Source organism: Serratia sp. JSRIV001, assembly GCF_019968745.1.
Lineage (GTDB): Bacteria > Pseudomonadota > Gammaproteobacteria > Enterobacterales > Enterobacteriaceae > Chania > Chania fonticola_B.
Window position 1 is genome coordinate 3,343,506 of sequence record NZ_CP074147.1, and the last position, 24,711, is coordinate 3,368,216.

Annotated in this window: 36 protein-coding genes; 16 read left to right on the plus strand and 20 right to left on the minus strand. The window is 48.8% G+C overall.

The annotated features are described in order from the left end of the window. Positions 1-48: 48 nt before the first annotated feature. The 13 genes from KGP17_RS15400 to KGP17_RS15460 all read right to left on the minus strand — a co-directional run bounded on the left by KGP17_RS15400 (position 49) and on the right by KGP17_RS15460 (position 5,803). Positions 49-261 (minus strand): hypothetical protein, encoded by a 213-nt coding sequence (locus KGP17_RS15400; protein WP_371822032.1) that lies wholly within the window; start codon positions 259-261, stop codon positions 49-51. A gap of 322 nt (positions 262-583) precedes the next feature. Continuing rightward, a complete protein-coding gene (locus KGP17_RS15405) occupies positions 584-763 on the minus strand; it encodes a Hok/Gef family protein (RefSeq protein WP_223497880.1) in 180 nt (59 codons plus the stop codon). Positions 764-1,068: 305 nt separating this feature from the next. Next, the gene (locus tag KGP17_RS15410) at positions 1,069-1,347 is read right to left on the minus strand and encodes a hypothetical protein (protein WP_223497881.1); all 279 of its coding nucleotides are present in this window, start codon (positions 1,345-1,347) and stop codon (positions 1,069-1,071) included. Between the two features lie 35 nt (positions 1,348-1,382). Next, positions 1,383-1,772, minus strand: coding sequence for a hypothetical protein (locus KGP17_RS15415; protein ID WP_223497882.1), 390 nt, complete (start codon positions 1,770-1,772; stop codon positions 1,383-1,385). Then, the gene (locus tag KGP17_RS15420; RefSeq protein ID WP_223497883.1) at positions 1,769-2,197 is read right to left on the minus strand and encodes a hypothetical protein; all 429 of its coding nucleotides are present in this window, start codon (positions 2,195-2,197) and stop codon (positions 1,769-1,771) included. Before KGP17_RS15420 ends, KGP17_RS15415 begins: the two co-directional genes overlap by 4 nt. Then, the gene (locus tag KGP17_RS15425) at positions 2,194-2,502 is read right to left on the minus strand and encodes a hypothetical protein (protein WP_223497884.1); all 309 of its coding nucleotides are present in this window, start codon (positions 2,500-2,502) and stop codon (positions 2,194-2,196) included. The genes KGP17_RS15420 and KGP17_RS15425 overlap by 4 nt, the downstream gene beginning before the upstream one ends. After that, positions 2,502-2,735, minus strand: coding sequence for a hypothetical protein (locus KGP17_RS15430; RefSeq protein WP_223497885.1), 234 nt, complete (start codon positions 2,733-2,735; stop codon positions 2,502-2,504). The genes KGP17_RS15425 and KGP17_RS15430 overlap by 1 nt, the downstream gene beginning before the upstream one ends. A gap of 137 nt (positions 2,736-2,872) precedes the next feature. After that, entirely contained in the window at positions 2,873-3,160 is a 288-nt protein-coding gene (locus KGP17_RS15435) for a DNA-binding protein (protein WP_223497886.1), read from the minus strand. After that, positions 3,157-3,594 carry a hypothetical protein gene (locus KGP17_RS15440; protein WP_223497887.1) on the minus strand — a complete coding sequence of 146 codons (438 nt, stop codon included), beginning with the start codon at positions 3,592-3,594 and terminating at the stop codon, positions 3,157-3,159. The genes KGP17_RS15435 and KGP17_RS15440 overlap by 4 nt, the downstream gene beginning before the upstream one ends. A gap of 4 nt (positions 3,595-3,598) precedes the next feature. Further along, positions 3,599-4,054: a replication protein P gene (locus KGP17_RS15445; RefSeq protein WP_223497888.1), complete on the minus strand. Its 456-nt coding sequence runs from the start codon at positions 4,052-4,054 to the stop codon at positions 3,599-3,601. Next, positions 4,044-5,108, minus strand: a complete 1,065-nt coding sequence (locus tag KGP17_RS15450; protein WP_223497889.1) for a DNA-binding protein — start codon at positions 5,106-5,108, stop codon at positions 4,044-4,046. The genes KGP17_RS15445 and KGP17_RS15450 overlap by 11 nt, the downstream gene beginning before the upstream one ends. Next, positions 5,101-5,589: a toxin YdaT family protein gene (locus KGP17_RS15455; RefSeq protein WP_223497890.1), complete on the minus strand. Its 489-nt coding sequence runs from the start codon at positions 5,587-5,589 to the stop codon at positions 5,101-5,103. The genes KGP17_RS15450 and KGP17_RS15455 overlap by 8 nt, the downstream gene beginning before the upstream one ends. Continuing rightward, on the minus strand, positions 5,567-5,803 hold the full coding sequence (locus KGP17_RS15460; protein ID WP_223497891.1) for a Cro/CI family transcriptional regulator: 237 nt from the start codon (positions 5,801-5,803) through the stop codon (positions 5,567-5,569). The genes KGP17_RS15455 and KGP17_RS15460 overlap by 23 nt, the downstream gene beginning before the upstream one ends. A gap of 82 nt (positions 5,804-5,885) precedes the next feature. Between KGP17_RS15460 and KGP17_RS15465 the strand changes: the two genes are divergently transcribed. The 14 genes from KGP17_RS15465 to KGP17_RS15530 all read left to right on the plus strand — a co-directional run bounded on the left by KGP17_RS15465 (position 5,886) and on the right by KGP17_RS15530 (position 16,147). After that, on the plus strand, positions 5,886-6,338 hold the full coding sequence (locus KGP17_RS15465) for a helix-turn-helix domain-containing protein (RefSeq protein ID WP_305801187.1): 453 nt from the start codon (positions 5,886-5,888) through the stop codon (positions 6,336-6,338). A gap of 248 nt (positions 6,339-6,586) precedes the next feature. Further along, the gene (locus tag KGP17_RS15470; RefSeq protein WP_223497892.1) at positions 6,587-6,772 is read left to right on the plus strand and encodes a hypothetical protein; all 186 of its coding nucleotides are present in this window, start codon (positions 6,587-6,589) and stop codon (positions 6,770-6,772) included. Positions 6,773-6,819: 47 nt separating this feature from the next. After that, a complete protein-coding gene (locus tag KGP17_RS15475; RefSeq protein WP_223497893.1) occupies positions 6,820-7,011 on the plus strand; it encodes a hypothetical protein in 192 nt (63 codons plus the stop codon). A 157-nt stretch (positions 7,012-7,168) separates the two neighbouring features. Beyond that, the gene (locus tag KGP17_RS15480; protein ID WP_223497894.1) at positions 7,169-7,318 is read left to right on the plus strand and encodes a hypothetical protein; all 150 of its coding nucleotides are present in this window, start codon (positions 7,169-7,171) and stop codon (positions 7,316-7,318) included. 408 nt (positions 7,319-7,726) lie between these two features. Continuing rightward, the gene (locus KGP17_RS15485; protein ID WP_223497895.1) at positions 7,727-8,005 is read left to right on the plus strand and encodes a DNA breaking-rejoining protein; all 279 of its coding nucleotides are present in this window, start codon (positions 7,727-7,729) and stop codon (positions 8,003-8,005) included. 81 nt (positions 8,006-8,086) lie between these two features. Continuing rightward, complete coding sequence (locus KGP17_RS15490) at positions 8,087-8,350, plus strand: hypothetical protein (protein WP_223497896.1); 264 nt, start codon at positions 8,087-8,089, stop codon at positions 8,348-8,350. After that, entirely contained in the window at positions 8,343-10,730 is a 2,388-nt protein-coding gene (locus KGP17_RS15495) for an exodeoxyribonuclease VIII (protein ID WP_223497897.1), read from the plus strand. The genes KGP17_RS15490 and KGP17_RS15495 overlap by 8 nt, the downstream gene beginning before the upstream one ends. Beyond that, positions 10,727-11,290 (plus strand): siphovirus Gp157 family protein, encoded by a 564-nt coding sequence (locus KGP17_RS15500; RefSeq protein WP_223497898.1) that lies wholly within the window; start codon positions 10,727-10,729, stop codon positions 11,288-11,290. Before KGP17_RS15495 ends, KGP17_RS15500 begins: the two co-directional genes overlap by 4 nt. A 221-nt stretch (positions 11,291-11,511) precedes the next feature. Continuing rightward, positions 11,512-11,970 (plus strand): hypothetical protein, encoded by a 459-nt coding sequence (locus KGP17_RS15505; RefSeq protein ID WP_223497899.1) that lies wholly within the window; start codon positions 11,512-11,514, stop codon positions 11,968-11,970. Continuing rightward, the gene (locus KGP17_RS15510; RefSeq protein WP_223497900.1) at positions 11,963-12,295 is read left to right on the plus strand and encodes a hypothetical protein; all 333 of its coding nucleotides are present in this window, start codon (positions 11,963-11,965) and stop codon (positions 12,293-12,295) included. Before KGP17_RS15505 ends, KGP17_RS15510 begins: the two co-directional genes overlap by 8 nt. Then, the gene (locus KGP17_RS15515) at positions 12,295-13,125 is read left to right on the plus strand and encodes a chromosome partitioning protein ParB (protein WP_223497901.1); all 831 of its coding nucleotides are present in this window, start codon (positions 12,295-12,297) and stop codon (positions 13,123-13,125) included. The genes KGP17_RS15510 and KGP17_RS15515 overlap by 1 nt, the downstream gene beginning before the upstream one ends. Further along, the gene (locus KGP17_RS15520) at positions 13,118-14,758 is read left to right on the plus strand and encodes a class I SAM-dependent methyltransferase (protein WP_223497902.1); all 1,641 of its coding nucleotides are present in this window, start codon (positions 13,118-13,120) and stop codon (positions 14,756-14,758) included. The genes KGP17_RS15515 and KGP17_RS15520 overlap by 8 nt, the downstream gene beginning before the upstream one ends. 62 nt (positions 14,759-14,820) lie before the next feature. Then, positions 14,821-15,093, plus strand: a complete 273-nt coding sequence (locus KGP17_RS15525; protein ID WP_223497903.1) for an excisionase — start codon at positions 14,821-14,823, stop codon at positions 15,091-15,093. Further along, positions 15,065-16,147, plus strand: a complete 1,083-nt coding sequence (locus tag KGP17_RS15530) for a tyrosine-type recombinase/integrase (protein WP_223497904.1) — start codon at positions 15,065-15,067, stop codon at positions 16,145-16,147. The genes KGP17_RS15525 and KGP17_RS15530 overlap by 29 nt, the downstream gene beginning before the upstream one ends. A gap of 322 nt (positions 16,148-16,469) precedes the next feature. On the opposite strand, the gene KGP17_RS15535 is transcribed toward KGP17_RS15530, so the two are convergent. From KGP17_RS15535 to ftnA, 4 genes are all read right to left on the minus strand, one after another. Then, positions 16,470-16,811 carry a YebY family protein gene (locus KGP17_RS15535; RefSeq protein ID WP_021806756.1) on the minus strand — a complete coding sequence of 114 codons (342 nt, stop codon included), beginning with the start codon at positions 16,809-16,811 and terminating at the stop codon, positions 16,470-16,472. A 69-nt stretch (positions 16,812-16,880) separates the two neighbouring features. Beyond that, positions 16,881-17,762 (minus strand): copper homeostasis membrane protein CopD, encoded by an 882-nt coding sequence (gene copD / locus KGP17_RS15540; RefSeq protein ID WP_223497905.1) that lies wholly within the window; start codon positions 17,760-17,762, stop codon positions 16,881-16,883. Positions 17,763-17,765: 3 nt separating this feature from the next. Beyond that, the gene (gene yobA / locus KGP17_RS15545; protein ID WP_223497906.1) at positions 17,766-18,149 is read right to left on the minus strand and encodes a CopC domain-containing protein YobA; all 384 of its coding nucleotides are present in this window, start codon (positions 18,147-18,149) and stop codon (positions 17,766-17,768) included. A 323-nt stretch (positions 18,150-18,472) separates the two neighbouring features. Continuing rightward, the gene (ftnA, locus tag KGP17_RS15550) at positions 18,473-18,991 is read right to left on the minus strand and encodes a non-heme ferritin (protein ID WP_021806759.1); all 519 of its coding nucleotides are present in this window, start codon (positions 18,989-18,991) and stop codon (positions 18,473-18,475) included. 386 nt (positions 18,992-19,377) lie between these two features. On the opposite strand from ftnA, the gene KGP17_RS15555 reads away from it, so the two are divergent. Then, entirely contained in the window at positions 19,378-19,608 is a 231-nt protein-coding gene (locus KGP17_RS15555) for a DNA polymerase III subunit theta (RefSeq protein ID WP_209526777.1), read from the plus strand. A gap of 325 nt (positions 19,609-19,933) precedes the next feature. Here KGP17_RS15555 and pip read toward each other — a convergent pair whose 3' ends face one another. Both pip and KGP17_RS15565 read right to left on the minus strand, forming a co-directional pair. Further along, positions 19,934-20,923 (minus strand): prolyl aminopeptidase, encoded by a 990-nt coding sequence (gene pip, locus KGP17_RS15560; protein WP_121607109.1) that lies wholly within the window; start codon positions 20,921-20,923, stop codon positions 19,934-19,936. A gap of 112 nt (positions 20,924-21,035) precedes the next feature. Further along, positions 21,036-21,473: a TraR/DksA C4-type zinc finger protein gene (locus tag KGP17_RS15565; RefSeq protein ID WP_021806760.1), complete on the minus strand. Its 438-nt coding sequence runs from the start codon at positions 21,471-21,473 to the stop codon at positions 21,036-21,038. A gap of 421 nt (positions 21,474-21,894) precedes the next feature. Here KGP17_RS15565 and exoX point away from each other — a divergent pair, with 421 nt between their 5' ends. After that, entirely contained in the window at positions 21,895-22,563 is a 669-nt protein-coding gene (exoX, locus tag KGP17_RS15570) for an exodeoxyribonuclease X (RefSeq protein ID WP_021806761.1), read from the plus strand. A 30-nt stretch (positions 22,564-22,593) separates the two neighbouring features. Here the strand turns inward: exoX and KGP17_RS15575 are convergent, their stop codons facing one another. Further along, positions 22,594-24,627, minus strand: coding sequence for a S9 family peptidase (locus tag KGP17_RS15575; RefSeq protein ID WP_223497907.1), 2,034 nt, complete (start codon positions 24,625-24,627; stop codon positions 22,594-22,596). Positions 24,628-24,711: the final 84 nt, after the last annotated feature.

Here is a 24,711-nt window from a genome sequence, read left to right on the forward strand (position 1 = left end):
CCGGTGGCACAGTAACTTCTCAGTAGGCTGTTCAGGCCTGTCTATAGATTATAGCGGATTATCAACATCATCAACAGTCGGTAATCCTGCCATTTTTCGCGCTTCAGTCATTTGCGCCAAACTGGTTACAAACTCATCAGGACGCAAGACAAATCCATAAACAAAATCGCCGTATTCATTCCTGTAAAGCACAATTGGCCTTGTGCTGTTACTTAGGCCACGAATTAAGTGGTCCGGTATGATCATCACTTTCTCCAGCATGTTCGAGGGGATCCATTTCTTTCCTTCGCGCGTCCCGTTAGTAAAACTGATACTCTTGGTAATCTCAAACAGCAGAGAGCTAATTTGCGTTAAGGAACACACAAATACTGTACATAAACACAGTAAAGCTCTCCAGTATTGATTATGATTTTTAATCAATATACTAAATCTCAAGCAATTGGTTAATTTTTGTGCTTTGGGTGAATTGCAACAGATGAGGTAATTCTTGCGAAGGGTAATGCTAAATTAGAGAGATGAATGGGTGCTTGAGAGCCTTTGCCCAACAACAAAGAGTGGCGGGGATCGCTCCCCGCCGTAGCTCTTACTTGGTTTCGTAAGCCATGTGAGCCACAATCTCCGTTCCGCCGCTTCGGAAGCTAACCTCGCAGAGATTGTTTTTGTTGAGCAGTAATACCCCTAGCAGGGTAATGCTGACAACGATCAGCGCCATAAGCGCTAGTTTTCGTGGCTCCATAGCCTTCTTCTCCTTGCCTTTCGGCATGTAAGAGGCTACCTTTATGTTGTTGACGCATAGAGGGCCTCAAGTTGATGTTAAAGTCACTTGGGGCTTTTCTCTTTCTGCCTCGTGTATGCCTAAGACAGAAAGTCTCAAGCACCCGGCAGCACTATAGCACAATCAATTCTTTCTCCACACCGGATCGCAGCTTAACACCGCCTGCGGCCTTCGCTCCTTAAGTTTGTCCAGTATTACCCTGCACTCTTGTTCGGTCTGATAAATACGCTCAGATACAGGCGAATAATCGCAAGCGTCGGATGCACAGGAGGCAACCAAAAGGACAAAACCGATTAGCATTTTACTTCCCTCACACCTGCACCATACTGCATACCAACGCCATATTTATCACAAAGTCTCTGAGCAAATGTCTGTGCATCTTCCCGCTCTGAGAAATCCCCCACACAGACCTGTAAGCCGTTCTCTATCCGGTATACGCTAAAAAATGCTGGGTCATTGTCATCCTGTTCGATGTAGCCCCAGGCATCCTCAGTGACGCCGTACATGGTGATAGCAGTGACGGTGTGTTCTGGGTTAATCTCGATATCGTATTCGTCAAATAGCTTTTGCATGGCAATCCTCAATCACAACTTTGTATTTAGCCATATCACTCCCCGAGCCTGGCCTGATGATGGCAATAGTGATCGCCATCTGGTCGACACGTTAAATCCAGCAGACTATTGCAACGCGGGCAGTTGTATCGAATTTGAACTCCTGCACCATTGAGAACCTCAATCACTTTATCGAGGTACTCTTCTTTAGCTTCCCCTTCCGCGAGCGGCAACTTGATAGGCTGCTGTAGTCGCTGCTCTGCTGCCTCTGCGCGTTGAATGAGTGCGTTTACGTACCCTTGTGAGTAGAGTGCAATGTCTTGCCCGCAGCCGTGGGGAATGGACCACAGAGCGGCATATGTATCACCATCAGGGCCTTGCATAGACTCCAGTTCTTCGCGGTCTGTGTATGCGATAGGCTGGCTAAGTGCTTCGTTGTTGATCATGCTTTTTGCTCCCTGGCTAATGGCACTGCAAGATCGATGGTCCAAGAAATGATTGCCGCCTCGTTGGTACTCTTGGGCTCACCAAAAACGTAGTATTTGCTTCCTGGGCGGCCCATAACTGGGTCGAGGAAAACAGGCTCTTCACCTTCAACCAAAACAGCAATAACCTGATGTAAACCACCGACAATATTCAAGGATGCAACAGATAGAAAATAAATAAATCCATTGCGCAAAGTTCCTTGTTTCGGATGTCCGTAAAAGTATGGAATACCGTAGTGGTCTAACGCATCGTCAAGCCACTCTGCTTTTGACTGGAATTTTTCATGCCACATCTCGACAACTTCATCCACCGGACGTGACGCGACCATTGCAATGCAAGCGGACATGCATGTGTTAAAAGTTGGTTGTTGCTGATGCTTGATCATTGCTTTGCTTCCTCCTGGGAGTCATAAACGACATACGACAGCCAAATAATTTCGCCCATTGCATCCCAAAACTTTTTTTCGATATCAAGACGAGGGCCAGTGAATGTGCCGAATCTCAAAAATTCCCAACGAGCTAAAATTTGTCGTTCCTCTGCGTTGGTTTTGATGTGATCGATAAAACCATCATTAACCGCGCAATACTGCACATAAGGCATCAGACGCATTTCACGCTGCGTAATTGTTACGCCTAGCAATTCCATGGATTTTTGCTTTATCGCTTCTGTAAGTTGTCCACGCTTAGCCATTACTTTCCCTCCTCTTGTGCGTAATCACACGAATAATCAGCATTTTCATGAAGCGATTTTAAATGGCGCTGCTCTGCCCTGCGTTGTCGGCGGGATGGCTTTATTTTCTTTGGTATCCAGCCCACTATTAATTTTTGTGATGGTGAGAAAAATGCACGATGAATAGTCGTCCTTGTTTGACTACTACGATGCGGAATTTCTAATACCTGTCGCGCCTGCTTGTTACTCTTCATGCTGACACCCTCACGGCTTCCAGTAACACTAAGGCCGCAAATAGCCAGAAAGTGCCACTGACGAGAAAAACGCACCCCCATGCGTGGCACAGCATCCAGTTCTTGAGCGAGGTTTTCATAATTGGAATAGCCCCTCGTTAGTAAAAATAATTTTTAAGTGAGGCTGCTGGGATTTCTAACTTTTCAGCTATAAGCCTCAATCCCATTCCTGCGTCGTGCAGTTGGCGGGCGATATCAATATCGGCTTCTGAATACTTTCGGCTGTGGTGCGCATCACCGCTTTTCCTCATGCAAACTCCAATGATGGCCGCCCGTACGCTAACTGATTTTTCTGTTCTGCCGAGTAGATAGCCGATTTGTTTGGCTGTCATGGTGCTGGCGTTTTGTTTCAAGGCCTTCTCTTCCGTTTCATTCCATCGCTTCATGCTGACGCCCTCCCCTGAACCGATGCCAGAGCCTGATCGAACATCTTGTGCACGCGACAAAACTGCAACTCTACTGGGGTGAAGTGCCACAGCCTTTTATCGGAGGGGGTATACTGAGAACTGGATAGATCATTGATCTCAGCCCGCACCAAAAACCTTTCACTGGCATAGATCAGCGTGTATCGCGCCTGATTGCCCTGGCCAACAACTTCGATCTCAGCATTCGGGGATCTGACCATATTTCTCAGTCTGGTTACGATTGAGGCGCGAGTTAAGTCATTACCGGGATAAGCCTGGTGCGCCAGCTTGTATATTTCGCTGGTGCTCAGTTTCTTGCACTGGATCAGATCGACGAATTGTCGGGTTGTAATTCTGGTTTTTTGACTTGTTTTATTGGTCATTCGGTTGTCTCCGATTTTTGCATGGTTGGTCATGGCATTACCCCAGGTTTTTCTTCCGCTTGTACTGCTCGTAAGCCAGTTCTGCCGGTGTTGGTCCGGGTGGTGCTTTCGGTGCTGCCAATTGCCGACGGATAGGCGGAATGGGTAAACCGCTTTCAACACGCTTTTCCCAGTGAGCTAACTGCTTTGCAGCCTGAACACGCAATTCTCCCTCAGTGAGTTTTCTCTCAATGCCGATCCGCTTTAGCGCGATGCAGATGTGGTACAGCACAGGGTGACGCCAGTCGAAAGTCTCTGCGCAGGTGTAGCGGTAAAACTCGTTACGCCAGCGCTTGTTCTCCGCCATGACATCCTCAACCGTCAGACCAAACCGGCCACCGCTGCATTCGGCAGCTATCGCTACAAACTCGGCTAGGTCTGGAGGCCAGTGGCTGCCAGCCCGCCATTTGTCTGCAAGGGCAGAACATACGCGGGTGATTTGCTCACTCGTCATCGAATTGATCTGAGCCTCCCAAAGCTCCGAGGGTCGACTGCCATTCTTCGCATTCCAGCGTTGGCCGAACACCTTGAACATCAGCCCCCATAGCGCCCAGACTGGCGGCTCCTGGCTGCCGCTGTTCCCATTCGGTGAACTGCTCGTAGTACGAGCGTTGGTCATTCTGATTAGGTCGGAATTCCGCATGATTCTCTCCTGATGTTATTGCCCATTCGTCCTCGAAGTGCTTGGACGGACCAAAAAATGTTTTTGCCTGCTTAATAAATTCCGTGCCGGATTTACCCGTTGCCTCAACGAACGCGGCATAGCGCCTAACGCCTTCCTGCATAGCTTCAGGTGTTACTCCATCTCGTAACCGAGCATTCCAAGATTTGAATGCACTGTGTTTGTCAGGGCTTCCAGGTCGTCGGGGATAATCCATCCACGCCGCCTCAAACTCAGGCGTATATTCATGTCGAGTTTTCTTCCCTTCGACTTTTGCCGATCCCTGTTCCGAGGGTGGAAAATTATCGTGTGGTCTCTTGGCGTTTTTTTCGCCATGAGACGATGTATTTTGATCTTGTTCCTGATCCTGATCCTGATCCTGACTTGCAAGCCCCTCCGAAGCCCCTTCAAACCCCCTATCCATTTCACGCTTTAAATTGAGGTGAAAATCTTTCTTATATCTTTCATAAAACAATGATAAAAAAGGATTTTCTGGAAGTGACGCATACCCGTTACGCACCCCTGCGCATTTGTTGTCGCCAGGCTTAAGCTCTTTACCGACCTGATAGGCTGCCATTTCATGCACCCATACCATCTCTGTAGCCTCGTCATAGCTACAAAACCCCGCTTTAATGGCGCTTTTAAGCCCCTTCAAAGCCCCTTCCAAGCCCAGACCGGTCTCATGAGCCATGTACAAAACAGGTAAGTAATAAAGCCCAAGCATATTGGCGTGAGGTGAACTCATCAGGTAGAAGGCAACAACCTGCGCCTCCGCTCCGGCCTTCCTCAATTCACGACCTGTTTTACCAAGCCAGAATTGAGGTGATACTGTTGCGTAGTCACGCATAACTTCCCCGATATACTTCCCGCGATTCGGCGTAACCAATCAGCTCAATAGCTGATTTGATCGCAGTGAACGCGGATATCGCTTCGTTGATTTCTTTCAACGCTGTAGCTGGTGCTGCCCCCAGATTTACGGCGTTGATCGCCTCTATCCCTTCTCTCGCCGCCACTGCTGCCAACAACACAGGATCGCTTGGTGATTCAATACGGACGCGTCGTTCAGTAGGCAAAGCAGCCAGCGCAGCCGCTTTTAATCTTGCAGCCTGAGGCGCATACCTGGGCCCGTCGTAACCGCGAAATATTCGCTTCACGCGCTGAGTGGCATTGGCCAACCCCTTTCCGGTATTCACCGTTGGCAGATCATCACCACCACCGGATGCGTGGTATTGATGAGCGATAGCCAGCCCAACTGTTTTCCAACCATCCTCAAGCGCCCAGGACTCCAGTTCGGCAGCTAAAGCCTCAATCGGAGGACTGATTTTCATGGTTCAGTTCCCCTAACCGCTTTGCTTTACGATATGCGTCATAAACAGCTGAGTCGTAAACCAGTACACCGCCGGAAGCAGCGGCTAACCGCGAGGCTCTACCTTCTGGGACTAATTCGCCCCACTGGGATACTGCCTGGGGACTTACACCAGCTATCCGTGCCAGAGCGGCTTGGTTATTATCAAAAAAATGGATTGCATCATCTTTGAACACTACTAATCCCTCTTTGTTAAGTAATATTGTCAACAATAAACATCAAGAAACATTAAGTCAAGATAACTTAATATTGGCTGTTATGAACATGGACACGATCGGCAGTCGAATTCTCCAGCGGCGTAAGGTGCTGGGATACAATCAGCGGGAGCTGGGTAAAGCTTCCGGGGTTTCGTATGCAACAATATCTTTGTGGGAAGGTGATAAAACCGCCCCCACGGGGAAGAACCTTCATTCCCTAGCCGATGCACTGCAATGCTCTCCGACATGGATATTGTTCGGGGATGAAGATAAAAACCCACAGCCTCCTGAAAAACGCCCCTTGGCCCTTAGCCTTGACGAAGCCGAGAAAGAACTCATATATCTGTTCAGGGCTTTGCCTGAATCAGAGCAAGATGCTCAATTAAGTGAGCTACGTGCGCGTGTTGAAAACTTTAACCGCCTTTTTGATGAGCTGTTGGAAGCCAGAAAGAGGCAAAAGAACAATAAAAAACTAAGTGATAAGGCAGTTGGAAACAAAAAAATAGAAGAATAACCTCCAAGTATCTTAAAAATCCGCCGCCTCCATATGCTACCCCGTCCCCTCGACCCGCTTTTGCGGGTTTTTTAATCCCTATTTATCAATAGCATATGCATTTACACGCCCTTCGTGACAAGTTTAATTGATTTTATTGTTGATTTTAATTTCAAGTTAACTTAACTTTACCCCATCAAAACCACACAGTGATTTCTCAGTTAACAAGTTCCGCGACCCGGCGATAAGGGAAAACAGGAGATAAGACGATGAGCACCGTACAGTGGAAGAACCTCAGCAACATGAAACTTGAAGCAGGTACGAAAGTAAGCCATCCGACAATTGGTGAGTTTACCGTTGCCAGTACCGAGCAAGGTCTTAACCTCATCGCCATCTACGACACCACCGGCAAAAAGCATACTTTTTTGCACCTGAATCACATCACTGTGCTTTGACTTTAACCACCTCCATATGACTTGGAGCTACAGCAGAGAATTACACGATGAGCGCATCAATTTACAGCATGAACGGCGGTAAAGAATTTGTTTGGCAGCTTGGCAACAGCCGCGTAGTTCTAAGGGGCCTCGAATATCATTATGAAGTTAGAAAAAATAGCAAATTAGAATGGCGAAAGGTTCTTTACGGTCGGAAAAGAAAGCTGATTGACATGGTAGAGAAGGCAATAGCTGCATAACACCCACCGCGCCCTACTGGGCGCACAACGGAAAGAGCATTGGAGCCGCAAGCGGAAACGCGAACAGGCCGTCCAATACCAGGGAAAAGGCAACGATAAAGCGTTGCAGCGGTTCCAGTGTTCTCCCCGTCGTGATGCACAAACAAAGGAGATAACTATGGTTGAAGTTGATGAGTTTGATTTAGCAGCAATTCGCGATTTCATCGGCCAAAGCTGGTTTGACTTTATCGCGTTCAATGAAGAGCGCTCAGAAGATGGAGAAGCTGAAGCTGAGCGTATTTATCGATCAATTGGCGGAGAAAACTAATGTACGGAACGCAAGAAGTTATCCGCCAATGTGTCATGCCGGGCATGTTAGTTAAACATCAAGGACAAACATGGCGGGCATCGGCAAATACTCGCGGGAAGTTATATTTATTCAACCTGACAGAATCTAAGCGGATTTCTGATTATCTAGTTGAAATATGCCTCGACTCAAGAGGACAACCATTAATTCACTGATTGTGTGGATAAGTATGGACATAGAAACCCTATTGCTAATATCTTTTTTTGCTTTCGTTATTGTTTTAACAGTCGCTATAGGAATAGTAATTCCTTTCATGATTCAGATTGATGTATGCGGTTCTGATTCTAGTCGCGACTTATAGATGCTAGTAGCACTTTTTAAAATGCCATTAATACGGCAGGCATATCCATAACCTTTTTAGGAAAAAATATGAAAACTATCGGAATCATCAATCTTCGTTTAACGCCAATCAACAGCGACCTGACATTGTTCAATTGTGAAAGTTCAATCACAGGAGTAATGCATACAACGTCAATTGGTAGCACAACCGTAGTTTTAAATGGTGATTACGTTCTTGGTAAATTCGATTGTCCTTATGCTGCAATTGATGAGTTAACCCACATTCATATCCGGCTTCACGAAGCAGAGAAAGAAAGTGGAACCTACGCCGAATACAAGAAAAATATGGTTGGCACTGTATTCCACTAAGCGATATTTGCCCCATTAACGTGGGGCTTTATCAGCATAAGCATTTACTCAGTGCTTAACCTGATAAATGAGGATAGAAAATTGGATATTACACTCGCATTTAAAAAGCTATCGCTTACAAGTGGTGATGAAATCACATTAAGCATTGCTCATAGCACAATGCAAAAAATGATTTTGAGATTAATCGATGCTGGGTATCTCACACCTGAAGAACTGGCAGATTACATCATTGCCCAATTAAAAAACTGCGACCAGCAGAGCCTTGAACATGTTTTACCTGAATCAGTAATGAATAAATTAACAAAATCATATGAATCCGTTAAAAATGGAGATAACCATGTCTGACAATCAAACCTATATAGCTTGCTGGTACCCCAGCGACAAGGCAATTGAAGAAAATGGCGCTAGAAAAGTTGCTTATTCTTTTTTAGCTGCACACGATAAGCAGGCTCGTGCAAAAGCCACGTTGTATTTTATGGAGCAGTTCCCCGAAGCGGATGATACCGAATTCACCTTAAACATTTACGCTTATGCTGACGGTATTCCCAGCCCCGATTTTGAAATCTGGGACGATGAATTTCTTTACGAACATGACTGGAATGACGAACTTGGTTATCCAGAACCTAAAACACAGGCCAAACTGGTTGAGTTCAATAAACTCGCCAAGCTACTTCGCATTGCAGTGCTGGTTAAATACCGCACCACTGATATCACCAATGACCAGATTCCTGGAGCTATTGAGTTACAGCAAGATGATTCGGGCTCTTTTGACAGCCACATATACGACGCAATAACAAAAACGGCAGCGGTTCTTGAAATGTATCCGGAGCGCATTCTTGAGGCTATAGATCATATCCGTGAAAAATGCCCACCAACCAAGAAATGGCCTGAGATCAAAGCGGTTCTCGCAACCTGGTTAAGTCAGCACAATAAAGAGCGAAAAGAAGCGTCCACATCGCTATCACTTGTCGATTCAGCACGACAGAACGTAGCAGAGGAAAAGCTGCGTGTGCCATCTGGTGCAACAGCTGGCGGCGGCAATCTAACAGATCGAGGTGAAGGGTTTGAACACGATTTCGACTCCCTAGCGCTAGACGTTGCTCTTGGTATGGTTGCCCGCGCGATGGACTTCGATATTTACAATCTGCGTAGCTCATTCATTAACCGCGCGCGTGAAATCATCAAGCTGAAAGAGCGCCCATTCCCTGCTCTGTACAGCGCATACCGTAATATGCCGGGCGTTCTGAACTATTCACGCGCCATCATTATCTACTCGGTTAAAACCGCGCCAGACAACATCGAGGCCACTCCTGGGAAATTAACCGAGTACCTTAATAAAACGCTGACCGAAACAGATCACGTCAACCCAGACCCGCGCATGATTGCTGTTGCTTGCGGCCTCACCAGTGAAGGTATTGATGATGAAACCAAACAGGACTCGACGAGCCATGCTGACGCACTGGCAGATAACCCGGCAGAAAGCGACACAGTGGGAACACAACAACCAGGTGAGAATGTTGCGGCGGAAAATCTGGAAGATGGAGCATCGATAGAACGCTCCGGCCCGTTTTATTACCGCACAGCCGATGGGCAAGTTGGCCGCGCCAATAAGCTGGCAAAGCTGGAAGCCGTGATCGCTCAGGGCTGCGAAGAAATCACAAAAGATGAATACCAATCTCTAAAAATAATTCCACCGGTGCAGCAACAAGACACAAGCGAACATGGTGGAGGTGTCTATTCACTCGAAGAGCTAACAGGTGAGGAGCAGCAAACAGAAGTACCTGCGCCAAAGACCGAAATCGATGAAAGCAAAGCTAAACAGGTTGAATTAACCTCACGCTCGGAAGCATTAACAAAAGAGCTTAACGAAAAAACTGGCGATGCGGCAACAAATTTGAGCATATGGAAACGGGTTCATAAAACTGATCCTGCCAGGACTAAAACTAAAATCACATATGGTAGTAAAAGAGATAGCAACGGTGATTTAGAGATATTGCGGGTTACTACCAGCATAAACCCTACATACCAAGAACAGAGGGCAACTGAATTATTTGGTCCATTCGGTATTGGCTGGGGTGTGAATATTGAAGAAGAGCGATTCGATCCAGGCATCCCGTTTATGGAACCGGTATATGATGCCAGTGGGAAATTCCTGGGTAAATCACCAATTCGGAATGCTGATGGTAGTATTATATCAAGCGTGAACCATACTATTAGAATTAACCTCTGGTATATCCATAATGGTAACCAGGGTAATATTCCAGCATATGGCCACACGAAATATATCTATCAAACCAAATCAGGCGCGACTTGTGATGATGAATTCGCCAAGAAAAGCCTGACTGATGCAACCACTAAGGCATTATCAAAACTCGGGTTTAGTGCTGACGTTTATACCGGGCTGTTCGATGATGTCGAATATAAAGAAGAAAACGCAGCAAGATTTGACCTCATTAACGCCAGCGATAAAGCCGAGGACGTCGCACAGACTCGTAAAGAGCTGGACGAGAAATTCAAAGCCAATACCAACAGCATGCGGTCAGCAGTAACAACGAATGAAATCTCCGGCATAGCCTCATCGCTCACTCGTGTCATGGCGATTCATCTCAAAGCTGCTCGCGAAAAAGGTGACGCTGAATATACCAAATACCTTGAGGGCCGCTTACATCGTCTCGAAGAGGTTAAAGCCGAATGCCTAACTAAATTACAGGAGAACGCCTCATGAGCAACCGCACAATCGACCTGGCCCTAGAGATTAGTAAGCTGGAATCCCTTGCAGCAGATGGTGGGGATCTCACCCCGGAAATGGTCGCTGATACCCTCGAAGGCATTGAAGGGATGATGGAGGATAAGTTTGATGCCACGATGAAGGTTATACGTGATTTCGATGCAAAGGCCGAGGCTTGCAAGAAGGAAGCTGCCCGTCTAGCTGAACGTAAAAAACATTGGGATCGCCAATCCTTCGCACTCAAAAAATACCTGCTGGAATGCTTGCAAGTAAGCGAACGTAAAACCTTTAAAACTACGTTTAACACATTTACGGCTCGTAAAGGCAGCGTAAGCCTGAAGATCGACAACGTGGATTTATTACCTGATGAGTTTGTCGAGTCACATACCGAAGTAATAACAACCACAAAAAATGATGTGCTCAAAAAAGCATTACAGGATTTGGCTACGAGAGTAGAAGCGATTAGGGCTGCTGGCGAAGTACCTGCCCCGGAATTGCTCAACGCTATTCCTGGTGCTCACCTCGAAACCGGCCCTGTCACTTTGCTGGTGAGTTAAGCCAGATGCGGCCAGCAATGGCCGCTTACTGAGACGGTAAATATGAATGACGACAGCGACAGCCTTTTGTTCCCCCGAAGAACAAAGCCTGATGATTTTAAAGACCATACAAAAGAAATTATCTGGCAAATGCGAAATGGGTACCGGCGACACTTCGGAATTATTGAGTTGCCACCAGTAGCGGAAAATTCAACAGCTATCAAATTAAAGGTAAGTACAAAATGATTAATCAAAACTGGAAAGAAATTAGTGAACTACCGGGGATAAAACGGGGTAAAGAAGCTGATTTTTGGGTTGCCGTTCTCATGGAACGCCGCGATTACACAAAAGGCCCTGAGCATTACCAGCAGGCTACTGAATGCGTTATCAAGTTGAGCTATTTAAACGCGGAGCTAACCGACGCGGAGTTAGATTATTGGGAAGAAAATGGCTGTATTCCTGACGAGTCCCCTTCTGATTTAGATGATTGGCAGAATGAGGATGGTGAACACTCGAACTACACCGGTTGGATTAGCCATGACGATGATGGTCGATATTACATTATCAAACCCGGAGAAAATGGTTACGTTCCTGAAGGTGCTTTCGGTGGCCGCTTCCGCATGTTGGCTTGGCTTGAAATCATCAGACCTGACTTCCCTATTCAATTTAACGCTGACGATCTGGACTCATCTCATGAATAAGAAATTCTTTGTGTGTGGCGTCATTGATAACGGCCAGGAGTGCGAGCGAGTCAGTGACGCAGAAGCGAAGTTCTGGACTGTTTACGAACTGCAAATTGAGGGCACCAGCCAAGCAATTTTCGATTGTGATAATCGCGATAATGCAGACCTGGCCGCAAAGCGACTAAACCAGTTATCCACCCGAGTATCAGTGCTTACTGATGCCATTTCATTCTCGATGAACCCGATGTTGTGGTGCAAGAGGGAGAGCGATATTTTCCAGTACCGCGGCAAGGTTTGGTACGCCGATGTATTGAAATCTGCGATTGAAAAGGATGTTAAATAATGGCTAACTCCTTCAATAAAATGATCGACGGCAAAGTAATTAAGCGCGGAAAAACATCATTGCTAATTCGCCTTGATGACATTCACATCAAAGAAGATTTTAATCGGCGCGTAGACAATGAGCGCTATCGTGAGGCTAATGAGCGCCTCTATCAATACATGCTTAAAGGAGGAAAAGTACCCAACCTTGAAGTTATTCCTCGTGACGAGGGCGGCGTGTGGGTTATCGAGGGCCACCGCAGAACCTTAGCCAATCGTCGCTTACGTGATGAAGCAGGTAAACCTGTTGAATGGATAAAGATAGAACCATTCGAAGGCAACGATGTTGACCGCATTGCGCGTATTAGAACCAGCAATGAACAATTACCGCTCACTGATTACGAGGAGGCTTTATTAGTAAAGGACTTACAGAACCTCAATTTATCAGCAGATAAAATAGCTGAGGTTTTGCATATTCCACGCTATAAGGTTGACAATGCCCGTGTGTTAATCAATGCCAATTATGATGTTCATCAATTAGTTGAAAGTGGAGAGGTTGATATTCCTCTTGCAGTACAACGTGTAAAAGAACATGGTGACAAAGCTGGTGATATTTTAAAAGGGGATGCAGGAAAGGCGAAGGAAAAAGGCAAAGCAAAAGCAACCAAATCAACAGCAATCCCTCAGTTCAGTGCTACTCGAGCACGTCGACTTTGTGAGTTGCTCTATGATGCCGAGCTAATATCACAAGCAGATGGTGACGTTCTCCGGCTCAGACAAGGCACACAAGAAGAAATTAATACAATTCTCCACGAATACCGAAAACTGGGGGGAAAGCCTGAGAATGAGTGATGTAATCGAAACCCTTCACGGTGAGGTATTAGATGGGGCGTTTTTCGCCCCTGCATCTTCCGACCTGGTTGATTCTCTGATCGGCCAGTACAAGCAATTACGTTCAGATGTGGAAATGATGGCAGAATTGATTAATTCGCACCATGCATCTGTCCATCACTTCCTGGAAGGTAATCAGGATAAGGACCGACGTCATTACATCAGGGGTGTCAGCGAGCTATTTAAAATCGAAGGAGCAATCGCCAGCTTGAACGCCACCTTTTGGCAAAAAGCATTAAATATGACCGACGTGTACGAGTATATGCCAAATAACCGCCGTACAGAATGGAACGAACAGATCCGGGAAATGAAAACCCCAGATTTTGAAGAGGAAACAGTACGCCCTACCATTATGGAGCTACTGAACTCGCGGCAGAAATTTTTCTCTGAGCGCGTAGACGGCATTTTCCGTGCTCTTTCCGGCGACCACGTTACCAACAGGCCGGAGGGCTTCGGCAAGCGTATGATCCTCGCCCGAGTTTTCAACGAGTATGGATGGAATAATCACGATATGGGCGGTTTCATCCAAGATCTTCGGCAAGTCATTGCGAAATTTATGGGCCGCGATGAACCCCGCAGGCGTGTAACCGACGATGCTCTACAGGAAGCCCGTTGTCGACACGGTGAGTGGTTGATGCTTGATGGTGGCGCATTGCGTGTACGGGCCTATCTTAAAGGAACAGCGCACCTTGAAGTTCATCCGGATATGGCCTGGCGACTCAACTGCATTCTGGCGCACCTGTACCCGATGGCGATACCGCCACAATTCCGCCAGAAACCAAAGAAGAAACTCAAGGATTTCACTTTAATGGACAAGCCGTTGCCGTTCGCCGTTCTGGAGGTACTTTCAGGAATGAAGGCTGAACGCCACACCCCGCTTCGACGTAACCAGTGGGAGGATTGGACACCGCCCCTCACCACCAACCCGTACAACCGGCGTTTTGACTGGCGGGATGAAGACAAAGCCATCCGTGGCCAGGCAGGAAAAATACTGGAAACAATCGGTGGTGTGCTGATCAAAGCAGGGCCTAACAAAAACATCAATATCTGGGAGTTCGACTACGACCCTTCCCGAGTGCTGGGAGAGATTATCGCGTCCGGGTGCATTCCCGATCAACAGTCACACCAGTTCTACCCTACTCCTGAATCCCTGGCAGATTGGGCGGTATCCGAGGCTGAAATACAACCGGGTGATAAATGCCTGGAGCCGAGCGCTGGCACCGGAAACCTTGCCGTGTTGATGCCGGCAGATCAAACCTATTGCGTAGAAATATCTGCTCTGCATTGCCACGTGCTGGAGGCTAAAGGCTTGACCGTTGAGCAGACCGACTTCATCAAGTGGGCCGAAACAACCAATATGCGCTTCGACAAGGTGGTAATGAATCCACCATTCAGCGAAGGACGTGCAAAGGCGCATTTGGTAGCCGCAGCGAATCTGGTTAAGCCTGGTGGCCGTGTTGTGGCAATTCTGCCAGCAAGTATGCGCAAAAAATCATTTCTGCCCGGTTGGACGTGTAGCTGGTCCGGGTTAATCAGTAACGAGTTTGACGGTACGAGCGTTTCTGTTGTCATGCTGAAAGCCGACCGCAAGTGAATTTCAAGATTCAGTTTTACTCCGGCCAAAATCGTACAGTACAGGCCGGTCATGAGGTAAGTATGCAAAAACTTTCCCTGACTAAATGGGCAAAAAAATACTACGACGAGCCGCCAAGCATAGGGACACTGCGGCGCTGGGCAAGGAACGGCAACATTTACCCAGCTCCCGATCTGGAAGGACGTTCGTACAAAGTACACCCCGATGCATTTTATATTAAACCGAAAAAATGCGGAATGAAGTTGGAGCAGCACCAACCAAACGGCCGCATTGGTAAAAAAAGTCCGTTGTTGGAGAGATTGATCAATGAGTCAGAGAAAAAGATACGATGCTAATTTACCCAAAAATCTGACTTATCGCAGAAACAGCAAATCATTCGCATGGCGAAACCCCGCCACAAAAGTGGAAATCCCACTTGGGCAAATTTCTCGCAGGGATGCCATTGCTCAGGCTATCGAAGCCAATAATTATATTGAACAAAAATATACGCCAGTGGCTTTGATGGAAAAATTAATGGGTAAACATGAGTTTACTTTTGCTGATTTTCTGGAACGCTACGAAACCATACTGCAACGGCGAAATCTAGCGGCAAATACATATAAGGCTAGAACTGGGCATATAAAAACCATTGGTGATAAGTTGGGAAAAATGGTGCTGTCTCAAATTACGACAAGGCATATTGCGGAGTTTTTGGAGCCGTGGATTGTTGAGGGGAAAAAAACTATGGCGGGAACATTACGCTCAGTGCTTTCAGACATGTTCAGAGAGGCTATCGTGGAAGGTCACGTTTCAGTTAATCCTGTAGGGCCAACCAGAGCGCCAAAAATGGAGGTGTCTCGCGAGCGCATATCATCGTTTGAACAGTATACCGTTTTTCGCTTGGCCGCTGATAGGCAACCAGCCTGGTTTGGCCTGGCTATGGACCTGGCGCTAGTAACTGGGCAACGACGTGAGGACATCGCCAGCATGAAATTCAGTGATATTTATGATGACCGGTTACATATAACCCAGATAAAAACCGGCGCAATGATCGCGATACCGCTCTCACTAACTCTTAACAGCGCAGAACTTAAACTTGGCACCGTGATCGATAGATGCCGTTTGGTCAGTCGCAGTGACTACCTTGTGAGTGCAGGCATCCGCAAAAATAGTCCAGATGGTTCGGTCCACCCTGATAGCCTAACGAAAGGATTCGTGAAAGCACGTAAAAATTCTGGGCTAGCGTTGAGCGAAAATCCTCCTACATTTCATGAGATCCGAAGCTTGGCCGGACGGCTGTATGAGAAGGAAAAAGGGAAAGAATTTGCACAAAAATTACTCGCCCATAAATCAGAAAAAATGACGGAAAAGTACTTGGACACACGTGAAAAAGTGTTCACTTTCCTATGACACAAAAAAGACCGAGTACGGAAATTCGGAGAAATTTCGGAGAATTTCGGAATGAACAACATAACGCACTGATTTAAAAAGAAAATAAAAAAAGACCGAGTACGATTCCTATACTCGGTCTAGGGAAAGGGCTCTTGGGAGAGAGCCGTGCGCTAAAAGTTGGCATTTATGCAAGGTTTGTTCAACCGTGCATTCTAAGAATAGTCCAAGGTGCCAGTTTTGCCAGCCCAGCGCACACAAGTGATAGTTACAAACAGAAATTAATTACGTACATCTCGTCACCACCCGTAAACTTTTGCATAAGTATCGGGTGGTTAGCTGATTAGTCAGCACACAATTTTTCTGCTCTTTCGCGGAAAGGTTGCACGCTCATTTTCTGGCCGGGGTGGTTTGCGTCATCCAGCAGGATCACATCCAGCGATTGAGCACGCTGTTGCCCCGCTTTCACCTGTGCTTCTGCTGCTTCATTGAGCGGATACTGCATCAGGGTGCTGTTGTTGAGCACGAACAAGGCAGCCCCTTTGCGACATTGCAGCGTGACTTCCTCTTTGGTGAACGCCCACTGTTTGCCGTACTCCAGCTTAGTGACGTTAACCAGCTTATCTGCCGCCAGCGCGCTCGACGCCGTTGCCAGCAGCGCAATACCAAGAATTACAGATTTCATGTTTTTGGCCTTAAGTTGCGATTTAAATCGATTTTCCCGCAGTTTGCGGGCATCCGGCAAGCCGCATTGTCATACCGGTGCATAGGTTGCAAATAAACTCACCAACAGCAGCACCGCTGCGCCCAACGCCACCTCAAGCCAACAGGCGACCACCAACCCGCGCTGTGCCAGATTGGGGGAGGTGCGCATTGCGGGGACGATAACGTAACGGTTTGCCAATGCCACCATCACCATCAATGCCACCAGCCCGGCTTTAACTAACAACAAGCGTTGATAGGCGGAATCGAGATCGACTGGCCAGCGGCCAAGGATGATCAGGCTGTTGATTATACCCGTGACGATCACCAGCACCACGGCAACATGGCCCCAGCGGGAGAAACGGATCAGGGTGGCGATAGCATCACTACGCCACTGCGGTTGTGGCAAGTAGCGCAGGCAAAACAACAACGGTAATAGGCTGCCGAACCAGTAGCCTGCCGCTAACAGGTGCAAGGCGTGGTTAACTCGGTGTGCAATCCCCAATATGCCCGCATGCATCGCCGCATGGCCGATAAACGCCATGTTGATCAGTAGCAGTGCCGAGCACAGCGCCAGCGCTTGCCCCCGCTTTGCCGCAGGCAACAGCAAGGCTAACAAGGCCAGCAGGGAAAACCCCAGATGCCAGCGCCAGGCCTCACCAAAGGTGGTGCCCAACACCGCCCACCATATGCTCAATTGCCAGGTATCCGCCCAGCCATCGCCCATCAATCCGGCCTGAATGGCCAGCATCAGCAAGGCGGTTAATGCGGAGATCCAGGTCGAGGCGAGCAGCAGCGGGCGCAAATCGCGGGTGATTATCGGGGAGAGGCGCTGTGGCGACAGGACGGCGGTGAACAGGCTGACGCCAAACATCAGCATCACCGCCGTAAAGTGCACAAAGCGACACAGCACAAACAGGGTCGCCAGAGTCATAGCTTAGTTAACGGTAAAGCTGTACTGACCTTTGGTTTTATGACCGTCAACGGAAACCACGTGCCAGCTGACCTGGTATTTCCCCGCAGCCAGTTCACTTTCAATCGGTACGTTAATCTGGGTGTTGTTGCTTGGCTCCAGATCCAGCTTGCCGGTTTTAACCACGGCGTTATCTGGGCCGGTCACTTTCACACCGCTGAAGTTAGGCTCAATGCCTTCGGAGAAATTCAGCGTCAACACTTTTGGCGCAGAGCTGACGGTGGCGTCTGCCGCCGGAGTCTGTACTTTCAGGTGGGCATGCGCCAACGCCTGCTGAGAAGACAAGCCGACAAACAGTACAAAAATGGTGGAAAGCAGGCGATAGGATGAACGAATTTTAGCGATCACGGAGGAGTCCTTTATCAATTATGTAGGTGATAAGGGCCAAGACCGGTTACGCGGAGCGATGTTTCCGCAGCCTCAACCCACCACTGTGATTGCGCCACGGGTAAACAGCAGAAGGAGTGGGTAACTCACTGTTATAACTCTCTACCTCCCGGTAGCGTATCGCGTTAAATCATAACGACGGTGAATCGGCAAGTCGAGCACATCACTGATATTTTGCGATCTGGCAGCACGTATCGCTATAGCAGTTCGATAAACGCAGGGCAAAAAAAAACCGCGTACGGTGAAAAGTACGCGGTTTTCAGATTGATGACAAAAGCGGGTTATCAGGCCTGACCGTTACCGCTTACTGCCTCAGCACCCATTCTCTTCAGATCTTTATCAATGAAGAACAGTGCCTTGCCGCTGTTGCCTACCAGCGCCAACTTGTCCAGAACGGATTTGAACAGCTTCTCTTCCTCGTGCTGTTCGGCAACGTACCATTGCAGGAAGTTGAAGGTTGAGTAGTCTTGTGTAGTCATAGCCACGTGCGCCAGCTCATTGATTTGACGAGTGATCAGTTGCTCATGCTCGTAAGTCTGCTGGAAAACGTCCGCCAGTGATTCAAACTCTACCGGGGGTGCAGAAATGCTGCCAATCAGTGGCAATGCCCCGGTATCACTGAGGTAATCGAACAGACGCTGCATATGCTGCATCTCTTCGCGTGAATGTTCTTTGAGGAATGCGGCAGCCCCTTCGAAGCCTTTATCACTGCACCAGGCGCTCATTTGCAAATACAAATTGGCGGAATAGAATTCCAGATTCAGTTGCTCATTCAGTTTCGTGGTCATTGCTTGCGTTAGCATGAGGATCCCTATTATTTTTGCAGGTCATAAACTTAATTGATCGCATTATGCCTTGATTAACACAAAATAAAAACACTTGATTTACATTCATTTATTTAAAAGTGAATTTACCCATAAATTCAATGCATTATAAAAAACTCAATTTAACATTAAATTATTATGATAATCATTTTCATCTTTATATTTGCAGGAAGACGAATCATTCTTATTTAACAAAATAAACCAACGTCATTAGGCTTAAACATTATATCACCCTGCTTTTTGTAATGACTCTATACTCAGAGTCTGAAGATACAGGGATATGTAGGCTTGAGAAACTTGCCAAGCGCGGCACGGTAGATTACCTTCTGCGCTGAGTTGCCGTTACACACAAGAAGGAGGATCCCATGGGTTACAATCTGGCAGAACTTTCCAAAGACGAAATGGACAAGGTGAACGTTGATCTGGCCGCGTCTGGAGTGGCATACAAGGAACGCTACAATATGCCGGTGATCCCTGAGATGGTGGAACGTGAGCAGCCAAAGCATCTGCAGGACTACTTCCGCGAGCGTGTGATGCACTATCGCGTCGAATCACACAAATTCTCTCGCCTGCCTTACGAGCCTAAAATGAAGTAATGACCCCTCACCCTAACCCTCTCCCACAGGGAGAGGGAACCGATCGAGTGTGTTTAAAATTTCTCGCGACTCACCTTGGATCAGGGGGCGATCGATTTTGCTAAAGTTACCGATTTACCTCCAAATGGGGGACCGATCGAGTGTGTTTACAATTTCTCGCGACTCACCTTGGGTCAGGAGGCGATCGATTTTGCTAAAGTTACCGATTTACCTCCAATAACGTCTCCCTCTCCCAGTGGGAAAGGGTTGTGCAAAACGGTCGGTAGCCAGCAGAGGAGGCGACCGATTTGCTAAAGTTACCGATTTACCTCCAAATGAGCAGGGACTAACAGCTCCCTCTCCCTATGGGAGAGGGTTGGGGTGAGGGGCCAGCAAAACGGTCGGTAGCCAGCATCAGCTGGTGCAAAATACCCGGTTCATCCGTGGAGTGCCCTGCCCCTTCGACAATATGCAGTTCAGCCTCAGGCCAAGCCTTGGCCAGATCCCAGGCGTTTTGCACCTGGCAGGCCATATCGTAACGGCCATGGACGATCACTGCAGGAATATGACGGATCAGCGGGACGTTGCTCAGCAGTTGGTCATCGCTGTCGAGAAAGCCCTGATGGCTAAAGTAGTGGTTCTCAATACGAGCAAAGGCCAGCGCGAAATCATCTTCGCCAAAGGAGGCGGAAGCACCGCTTGGCAATAGCGTTACCGTTTCCCCTTCCCACACGCTCCACAGTTTGGCAGCCTCAAGCTGCACTTGCAGATCCGGTGACGTCAGGCGTTGACGGTAGGCAGCAATCACGTCCTTGCGCTCTTCCTCCGAAAGGATAGACAGCACCCGCTCCCATTTATCCGGAAAGAAGCGGGAAGCGCCGTCTTGATAATACCAACTCAGTTCCTGCTTACGCAGCGTGAAGATCCCCCGCAGCACCATCTCACTGACGCGTTGCGGATGCGTCTGTGCATAGGCCAACGCCAGCGTGGAACCCCAGGAGCCACCAAAGACCAGCCACTGGTCCACTCCGGCCATGACACGCAGTCTTTCGAGATCGTCGACCAGATGCCAGGTGGTGTTATTGTCCAGGCTGGCATGCGGTTTGGAACGGCCACAGCCGCGCTGATCGAACAACAAAACCTTATAGCGTTGCGGGTCGAACAGCTGGCGATGATAAGGTGCGCTACCACCGCCAGGCCCACCGTGGATAAAGACCGCAGGCTTACCGTTTGGATTGCCGCTCAGCTCCCAGTAGATCCGGTGCCCATCTCCAGTATCCAGCCAACCGCTGTCATAGGCGGATAATGGCGGGTACAAACCTCGTAATTGTTCCATGGCGCGTACGTCTCTCTGTGAGTGATACCTTCATCAAAGCCGAAGCCGCTCATCAGGTCAACGGTAAAACGCGAAAACCTCCACCTATACCAACATGTTAGTGCGCGTTTGCTTAAAATGAAGTCGACTTGCTTTTACGCATATGGGGTTCGCGCATTTCTTGTGCGGTTTTGGCTTCAATACTCAGCTCTGCCGTGGGGCGCAATAACAGGCGTGGCAGGCCGATAGGCTCACCCGTTTCAAGGCAATAACCGAAATCACCGGTTTCCAGGCGCTGCAGGGCGGCGGCCATCTTGGGTAACAGGCGGGTTTCCCGATCCAATTGGCGGAACAGCAGGCGCAGATCTTCTTCGCGCGCGGCTTTATCCGCTTCGTCACCACTGATATCGCCGCTGTCGATATCACGTTTCAGCACGTCGATGTGCTGCCAGAGTTTTTGTTGCTCGTCCAATAGGCGTTGGCGGAAAAACGCCCGCTGCTCCGTATTCATGTAATCAGATTCTGGCATCGCCAGCAGTTGTTGCTCGCTTAATAATGTCATGACTGTCATGGCACACTCCGTGTACATAAGTTTGTTACATTATAACATTTTTAACACATAAAGGTTAATAATAAATAATCATTGGATAAACAAGGCGTTGACGTTTCCATACCCTTTGCTGCTTGCATATGATGGTCGCTAGGGGGTTAATGGTCCGGCAAGCCACCCAACCATAGGTTAACCAAGAGGCCATCATGAGTAAGGGAATGGACAGCAAGAAAAATGCGAAGAAGAAGCCGTTGAAAACCCCAGCCGAGAAAAAAGCGGAGAAACGTTCCAAAAAAGGACAGGCGTCTACATCTGGTGAGTAAATCAGTTTCTGACCGTAGTTAAACCCGCCGAGGCGGGTTTTTTGTTGCCTGCGAAAAGACAGGTTGGCATCGCAACCCCATATCGTTAAGCTAGGCAGTAGACTTTAGCTGGGAACATCATGATGTTACGTGTAATCGATACTGAAACCTGTGGGCTAGACGGCGGCGTAGTGGAAGTCGCTTCCGTTGACGTGATCGACGGGCAAATCACTAATCCGATGAGCGACCTGATCAGCCCAGACCGGCCTATCGGCCTGGACGCCATGGCCATTCACCACATCACCGAGCAGATGGTTGAGGGCAAGCCGCGTATCGCCGTCGCCATTGGGCGTTATCAGGGCAGCCAATATTATGTTGCGCACAACGCCGCCTTTGATCGTGCCATGCTGCCGGAAATGAACGGTGCCTGGATTTGTACCCTCAAGCTGGCACGTACGCTGTACCCAGACATTAAATATGGTAATCAATACCTGCGCTATGCGCTGAATCTGGATGTACAACTGCCGCAGGATACCGCGCTTTATCCACACCGCGCACTGTACGACTGCTACGTCACCGCCGCACTGCTGCAACGCATTGTGCAAGACTCCGGTTGGACGCCAGAACAGATGCTGGAAATCACCGAGCAGCCGGTATTGTTGAAAAAATTCAAGTTCGGCAAATATCGTGGGCAATCTATTGAGCAGGTTGCGCTGGACGATCCTGGCTATCTGCGTTGGATGCTGAAATCCATCGACGATCTCAGCCCGGATATGAAACACACGTTGAAATACTATCTGTTGGGTTAATCAGGCGGGCAGTCTCCTGCCCGCGATGATTTATTCCGCCAGCGCCAGAATAAACGCATATTCCAGCGCAATATCTTCGTAAGCCTTAAAGCGCCCAGACTTGCCGCCGTGGCCGGCATCCATATCGGTATACAGCAGCAGTTGGCGATCGTCGGTTTTCAACTCACGCAGTTTCGCTACCCACTTGGCAGGCTCCCAATATTGCACCTGTGAATCATGCAGCCCGGTGGTGACCAGCATATGCGGATAATCCTGCGCTTTCACCTGGTCGTAAGGGCTGTACTGCAAGATGTAATCGTAATACGCCTTGTCGTTTGGGTTGCCCCACTCGTCATATTCACCGGTGGTGAGCGGGATGGACTCATCCAACATGGTGGTGACGACGTCCACAAACGGCACCTGAGCCACTACGCCATTGAACAGCTCAGGAGCCTGGTTGACTACCGCGCCCATCAGCAAGCCACCGGCACTGCCCCCCATCGCGAACACCCGGTCAGCATCGCCATAGCCCTGCTCTACCAGCGCCTTGGTGACGTCGATAAAGTCGTTAAAGGTATTTTGCTTGTTGAACAGCTTGCCGTCTTCATACCAGAGCTGCCCCAGCTCGGCACCGCCGCGAATATGCGCCAGCGCGAAGACAAAACCGCGATCCAGCAGGCTGAGGCGGCTGGCACTGAATGCAGGATCCATGCTGCTGCCATAGGAGCCGTAGGCATAGACCATCAGCGGGTTCGTCCCATGTGCGAAGCGGTCAGCACGGTAAACCAAAGATACCGGTACCTCAACGCCGTCACGGGCTTTCACCCACACGCGCTCGCTACGGTAATCTTCCGCCGTGAAGTTTTTCACTTCCTGCTGCTTGAGCAACTCCCGCTCGCCGCTGTCCAGATTCAGCTCATACAGCGTAGTTGGCGTGGTCATGGAGGAATAGCCGTAACGCAGCAGCTCGGTTTCCGGGTCTGGATTGTAGGCCAGCCATGTGACATAGGTCGGATCGTCAAAAGCGATGCGCTTGTCTTCACCGCTCTGCCAGTGGATTTGGCGCAGCTGGGTCAGCCCGGCGATGCGCTCCTCCACCACCAGCCAGTCACGGAACAGGCTGAACCCTTCGAGCATGACATCGGTGCGCGGGGCAATCAGTTCCTGCCATTGGCTTTCCTCAGCCTGCTCGCTCTGATACAGGCCAAAGTTCTTGCCGTTTCTGTTAGAACGAATGTAGAAATGCTCACGGTAGTGATCGATGGCATATTCGTGATCTTTGCGGCGCGGCGCGAACATCTGCGGCTTGCTGTCTGCACTGTTCGCATCCAGCAGCAGGATCTCCGAGGTGGTGGTGCTGCTGAGGTGGATCAGAATAAAGCGCTCGGAGGTGGTTTTTTCCAGGCTGACGTAGAAAGTGTCATCCTGTTCCTCATAGATCAGCACGTCCTGCTGCGGATCGCTACCCACCACGTGGCGATAGACCTGATACGGCAGCAATGTCTTGGCGTGTTTACGCACGTAGTAGACGGTGGCGGAGTCATTCGCCCACTCGAAGTTGCCAGAGGTGTTTTCCAGCACCTCATCGGCCCAGCTATCGTCGCGTAGGTCCTTGAAACGGATATCGTATTGGCGGCGTGACAGGAAGTCCTCCGCCACGGCCAGGCGCTGGTTGTCCGGGCTGACATCCAACCCGCCCAGCGTATAGAATTCGTGCCCTTCCGCACGCTGGTTGCCATCGAGCAAGGTGTCCCAAAGCTCGGTAGCCGCTGCAGGCTGGCGCACATACAGTGCATATTCATTACCCTGCTCATAGCGGGTCTGATAGCGGAAACCACGCCTGACGTAAGGTACGGAATGTTCCTGCTGTGGGATGCGCGCGACCATCTCCTGATACAGAGTTTCACGCAGCGCCTGTTGCGGCTTTAGCTGAGCGTCGGTGTAGGCATTTTCGGCCCGCAAATACTCCAATACCTGAGGATCGGTACGTTCGTCATCGCGCAGCCAGTAGTAGTCATCCACACGCGTGTCGCCATGGATAGTGATGGGATAAGGACGTTTTTCTGCCTTGGGAGGTGTCATCATTGCTAAATCATCCGCTTACTTTGATTAAGGCAAGAATGACACGAATTTCACAAGGTTAACAAGCCACGTAAGTAAATGGGCGCA

Bases quoted from the DNA above. Each gene is read 5' to 3' on its own strand.
- KGP17_RS15555 (WP_209526777.1), top strand. From the start codon at position 19,378: ATGGGTTACAATCTGGCAGAACTTTCCAAAGACGAAATGGACAAGGTG.
- KGP17_RS15505 (WP_223497899.1), top strand. From the start codon at position 11,512: ATGATTAATCAAAACTGGAAAGAAATTAGTGAACTACCGGGGATAAAA.
- KGP17_RS15530 (WP_223497904.1), top strand. From the start codon at position 15,065: ATGAGTCAGAGAAAAAGATACGATGCTAATTTACCCAAAAATCTGACT.
- KGP17_RS15435 (WP_223497886.1), bottom strand. From the start codon at position 3,160: ATGAAGCGATGGAATGAAACGGAAGAGAAGGCCTTGAAACAAAACGCC.
- KGP17_RS15410 (WP_223497881.1), bottom strand. From the start codon at position 1,347: ATGCAAAAGCTATTTGACGAATACGATATCGAGATTAACCCAGAACAC.
- KGP17_RS15515 (WP_223497901.1), top strand. From the start codon at position 12,295: ATGGCTAACTCCTTCAATAAAATGATCGACGGCAAAGTAATTAAGCGC.
- KGP17_RS15425 (WP_223497884.1), bottom strand. From the start codon at position 2,502: ATGGCTAAGCGTGGACAACTTACAGAAGCGATAAAGCAAAAATCCATG.
- KGP17_RS15535 (WP_021806756.1), bottom strand. From the start codon at position 16,811: ATGAAATCTGTAATTCTTGGTATTGCGCTGCTGGCAACGGCGTCGAGC.
- KGP17_RS15465 (WP_305801187.1), top strand. From the start codon at position 5,886: ATGAACATGGACACGATCGGCAGTCGAATTCTCCAGCGGCGTAAGGTG.
- KGP17_RS15405 (WP_223497880.1), bottom strand. From the start codon at position 763: ATGCCGAAAGGCAAGGAGAAGAAGGCTATGGAGCCACGAAAACTAGCG.
- pip (WP_121607109.1), bottom strand. From the start codon at position 20,923: ATGGAACAATTACGAGGTTTGTACCCGCCATTATCCGCCTATGACAGC.
- KGP17_RS15440 (WP_223497887.1), bottom strand. From the start codon at position 3,594: ATGACCAACCATGCAAAAATCGGAGACAACCGAATGACCAATAAAACA.
- KGP17_RS15470 (WP_223497892.1), top strand. From the start codon at position 6,587: ATGAGCACCGTACAGTGGAAGAACCTCAGCAACATGAAACTTGAAGCA.
- KGP17_RS15415 (WP_223497882.1), bottom strand. From the start codon at position 1,772: ATGATCAACAACGAAGCACTTAGCCAGCCTATCGCATACACAGACCGC.
- KGP17_RS15450 (WP_223497889.1), bottom strand. From the start codon at position 5,108: ATGCGTGACTACGCAACAGTATCACCTCAATTCTGGCTTGGTAAAACA.
- KGP17_RS15520 (WP_223497902.1), top strand. From the start codon at position 13,118: ATGAGTGATGTAATCGAAACCCTTCACGGTGAGGTATTAGATGGGGCG.
- KGP17_RS15475 (WP_223497893.1), top strand. From the start codon at position 6,820: ATGAGCGCATCAATTTACAGCATGAACGGCGGTAAAGAATTTGTTTGG.
- KGP17_RS15525 (WP_223497903.1), top strand. From the start codon at position 14,821: ATGCAAAAACTTTCCCTGACTAAATGGGCAAAAAAATACTACGACGAG.
- KGP17_RS15575 (WP_223497907.1), bottom strand. From the start codon at position 24,627: ATGATGACACCTCCCAAGGCAGAAAAACGTCCTTATCCCATCACTATC.
- KGP17_RS15495 (WP_223497897.1), top strand. From the start codon at position 8,343: ATGTCTGACAATCAAACCTATATAGCTTGCTGGTACCCCAGCGACAAG.
- copD (WP_223497905.1), bottom strand. From the start codon at position 17,762: ATGACTCTGGCGACCCTGTTTGTGCTGTGTCGCTTTGTGCACTTTACG.
- exoX (WP_021806761.1), top strand. From the start codon at position 21,895: ATGATGTTACGTGTAATCGATACTGAAACCTGTGGGCTAGACGGCGGC.
- KGP17_RS15500 (WP_223497898.1), top strand. From the start codon at position 10,727: ATGAGCAACCGCACAATCGACCTGGCCCTAGAGATTAGTAAGCTGGAA.
- KGP17_RS15485 (WP_223497895.1), top strand. From the start codon at position 7,727: ATGAAAACTATCGGAATCATCAATCTTCGTTTAACGCCAATCAACAGC.
- KGP17_RS15455 (WP_223497890.1), bottom strand. From the start codon at position 5,589: ATGAAAATCAGTCCTCCGATTGAGGCTTTAGCTGCCGAACTGGAGTCC.
- KGP17_RS15510 (WP_223497900.1), top strand. From the start codon at position 11,963: ATGAATAAGAAATTCTTTGTGTGTGGCGTCATTGATAACGGCCAGGAG.
- KGP17_RS15430 (WP_223497885.1), bottom strand. From the start codon at position 2,735: ATGAAGAGTAACAAGCAGGCGCGACAGGTATTAGAAATTCCGCATCGT.
- KGP17_RS15420 (WP_223497883.1), bottom strand. From the start codon at position 2,197: ATGATCAAGCATCAGCAACAACCAACTTTTAACACATGCATGTCCGCT.
- KGP17_RS15480 (WP_223497894.1), top strand. From the start codon at position 7,169: ATGGTTGAAGTTGATGAGTTTGATTTAGCAGCAATTCGCGATTTCATC.
- KGP17_RS15400 (WP_371822032.1), bottom strand. From the start codon at position 261: ATGCTGGAGAAAGTGATGATCATACCGGACCACTTAATTCGTGGCCTA.
- ftnA (WP_021806759.1), bottom strand. From the start codon at position 18,991: ATGCTAACGCAAGCAATGACCACGAAACTGAATGAGCAACTGAATCTG.
- KGP17_RS15445 (WP_223497888.1), bottom strand. From the start codon at position 4,054: ATGACGAGTGAGCAAATCACCCGCGTATGTTCTGCCCTTGCAGACAAA.
- KGP17_RS15565 (WP_021806760.1), bottom strand. From the start codon at position 21,473: ATGACAGTCATGACATTATTAAGCGAGCAACAACTGCTGGCGATGCCA.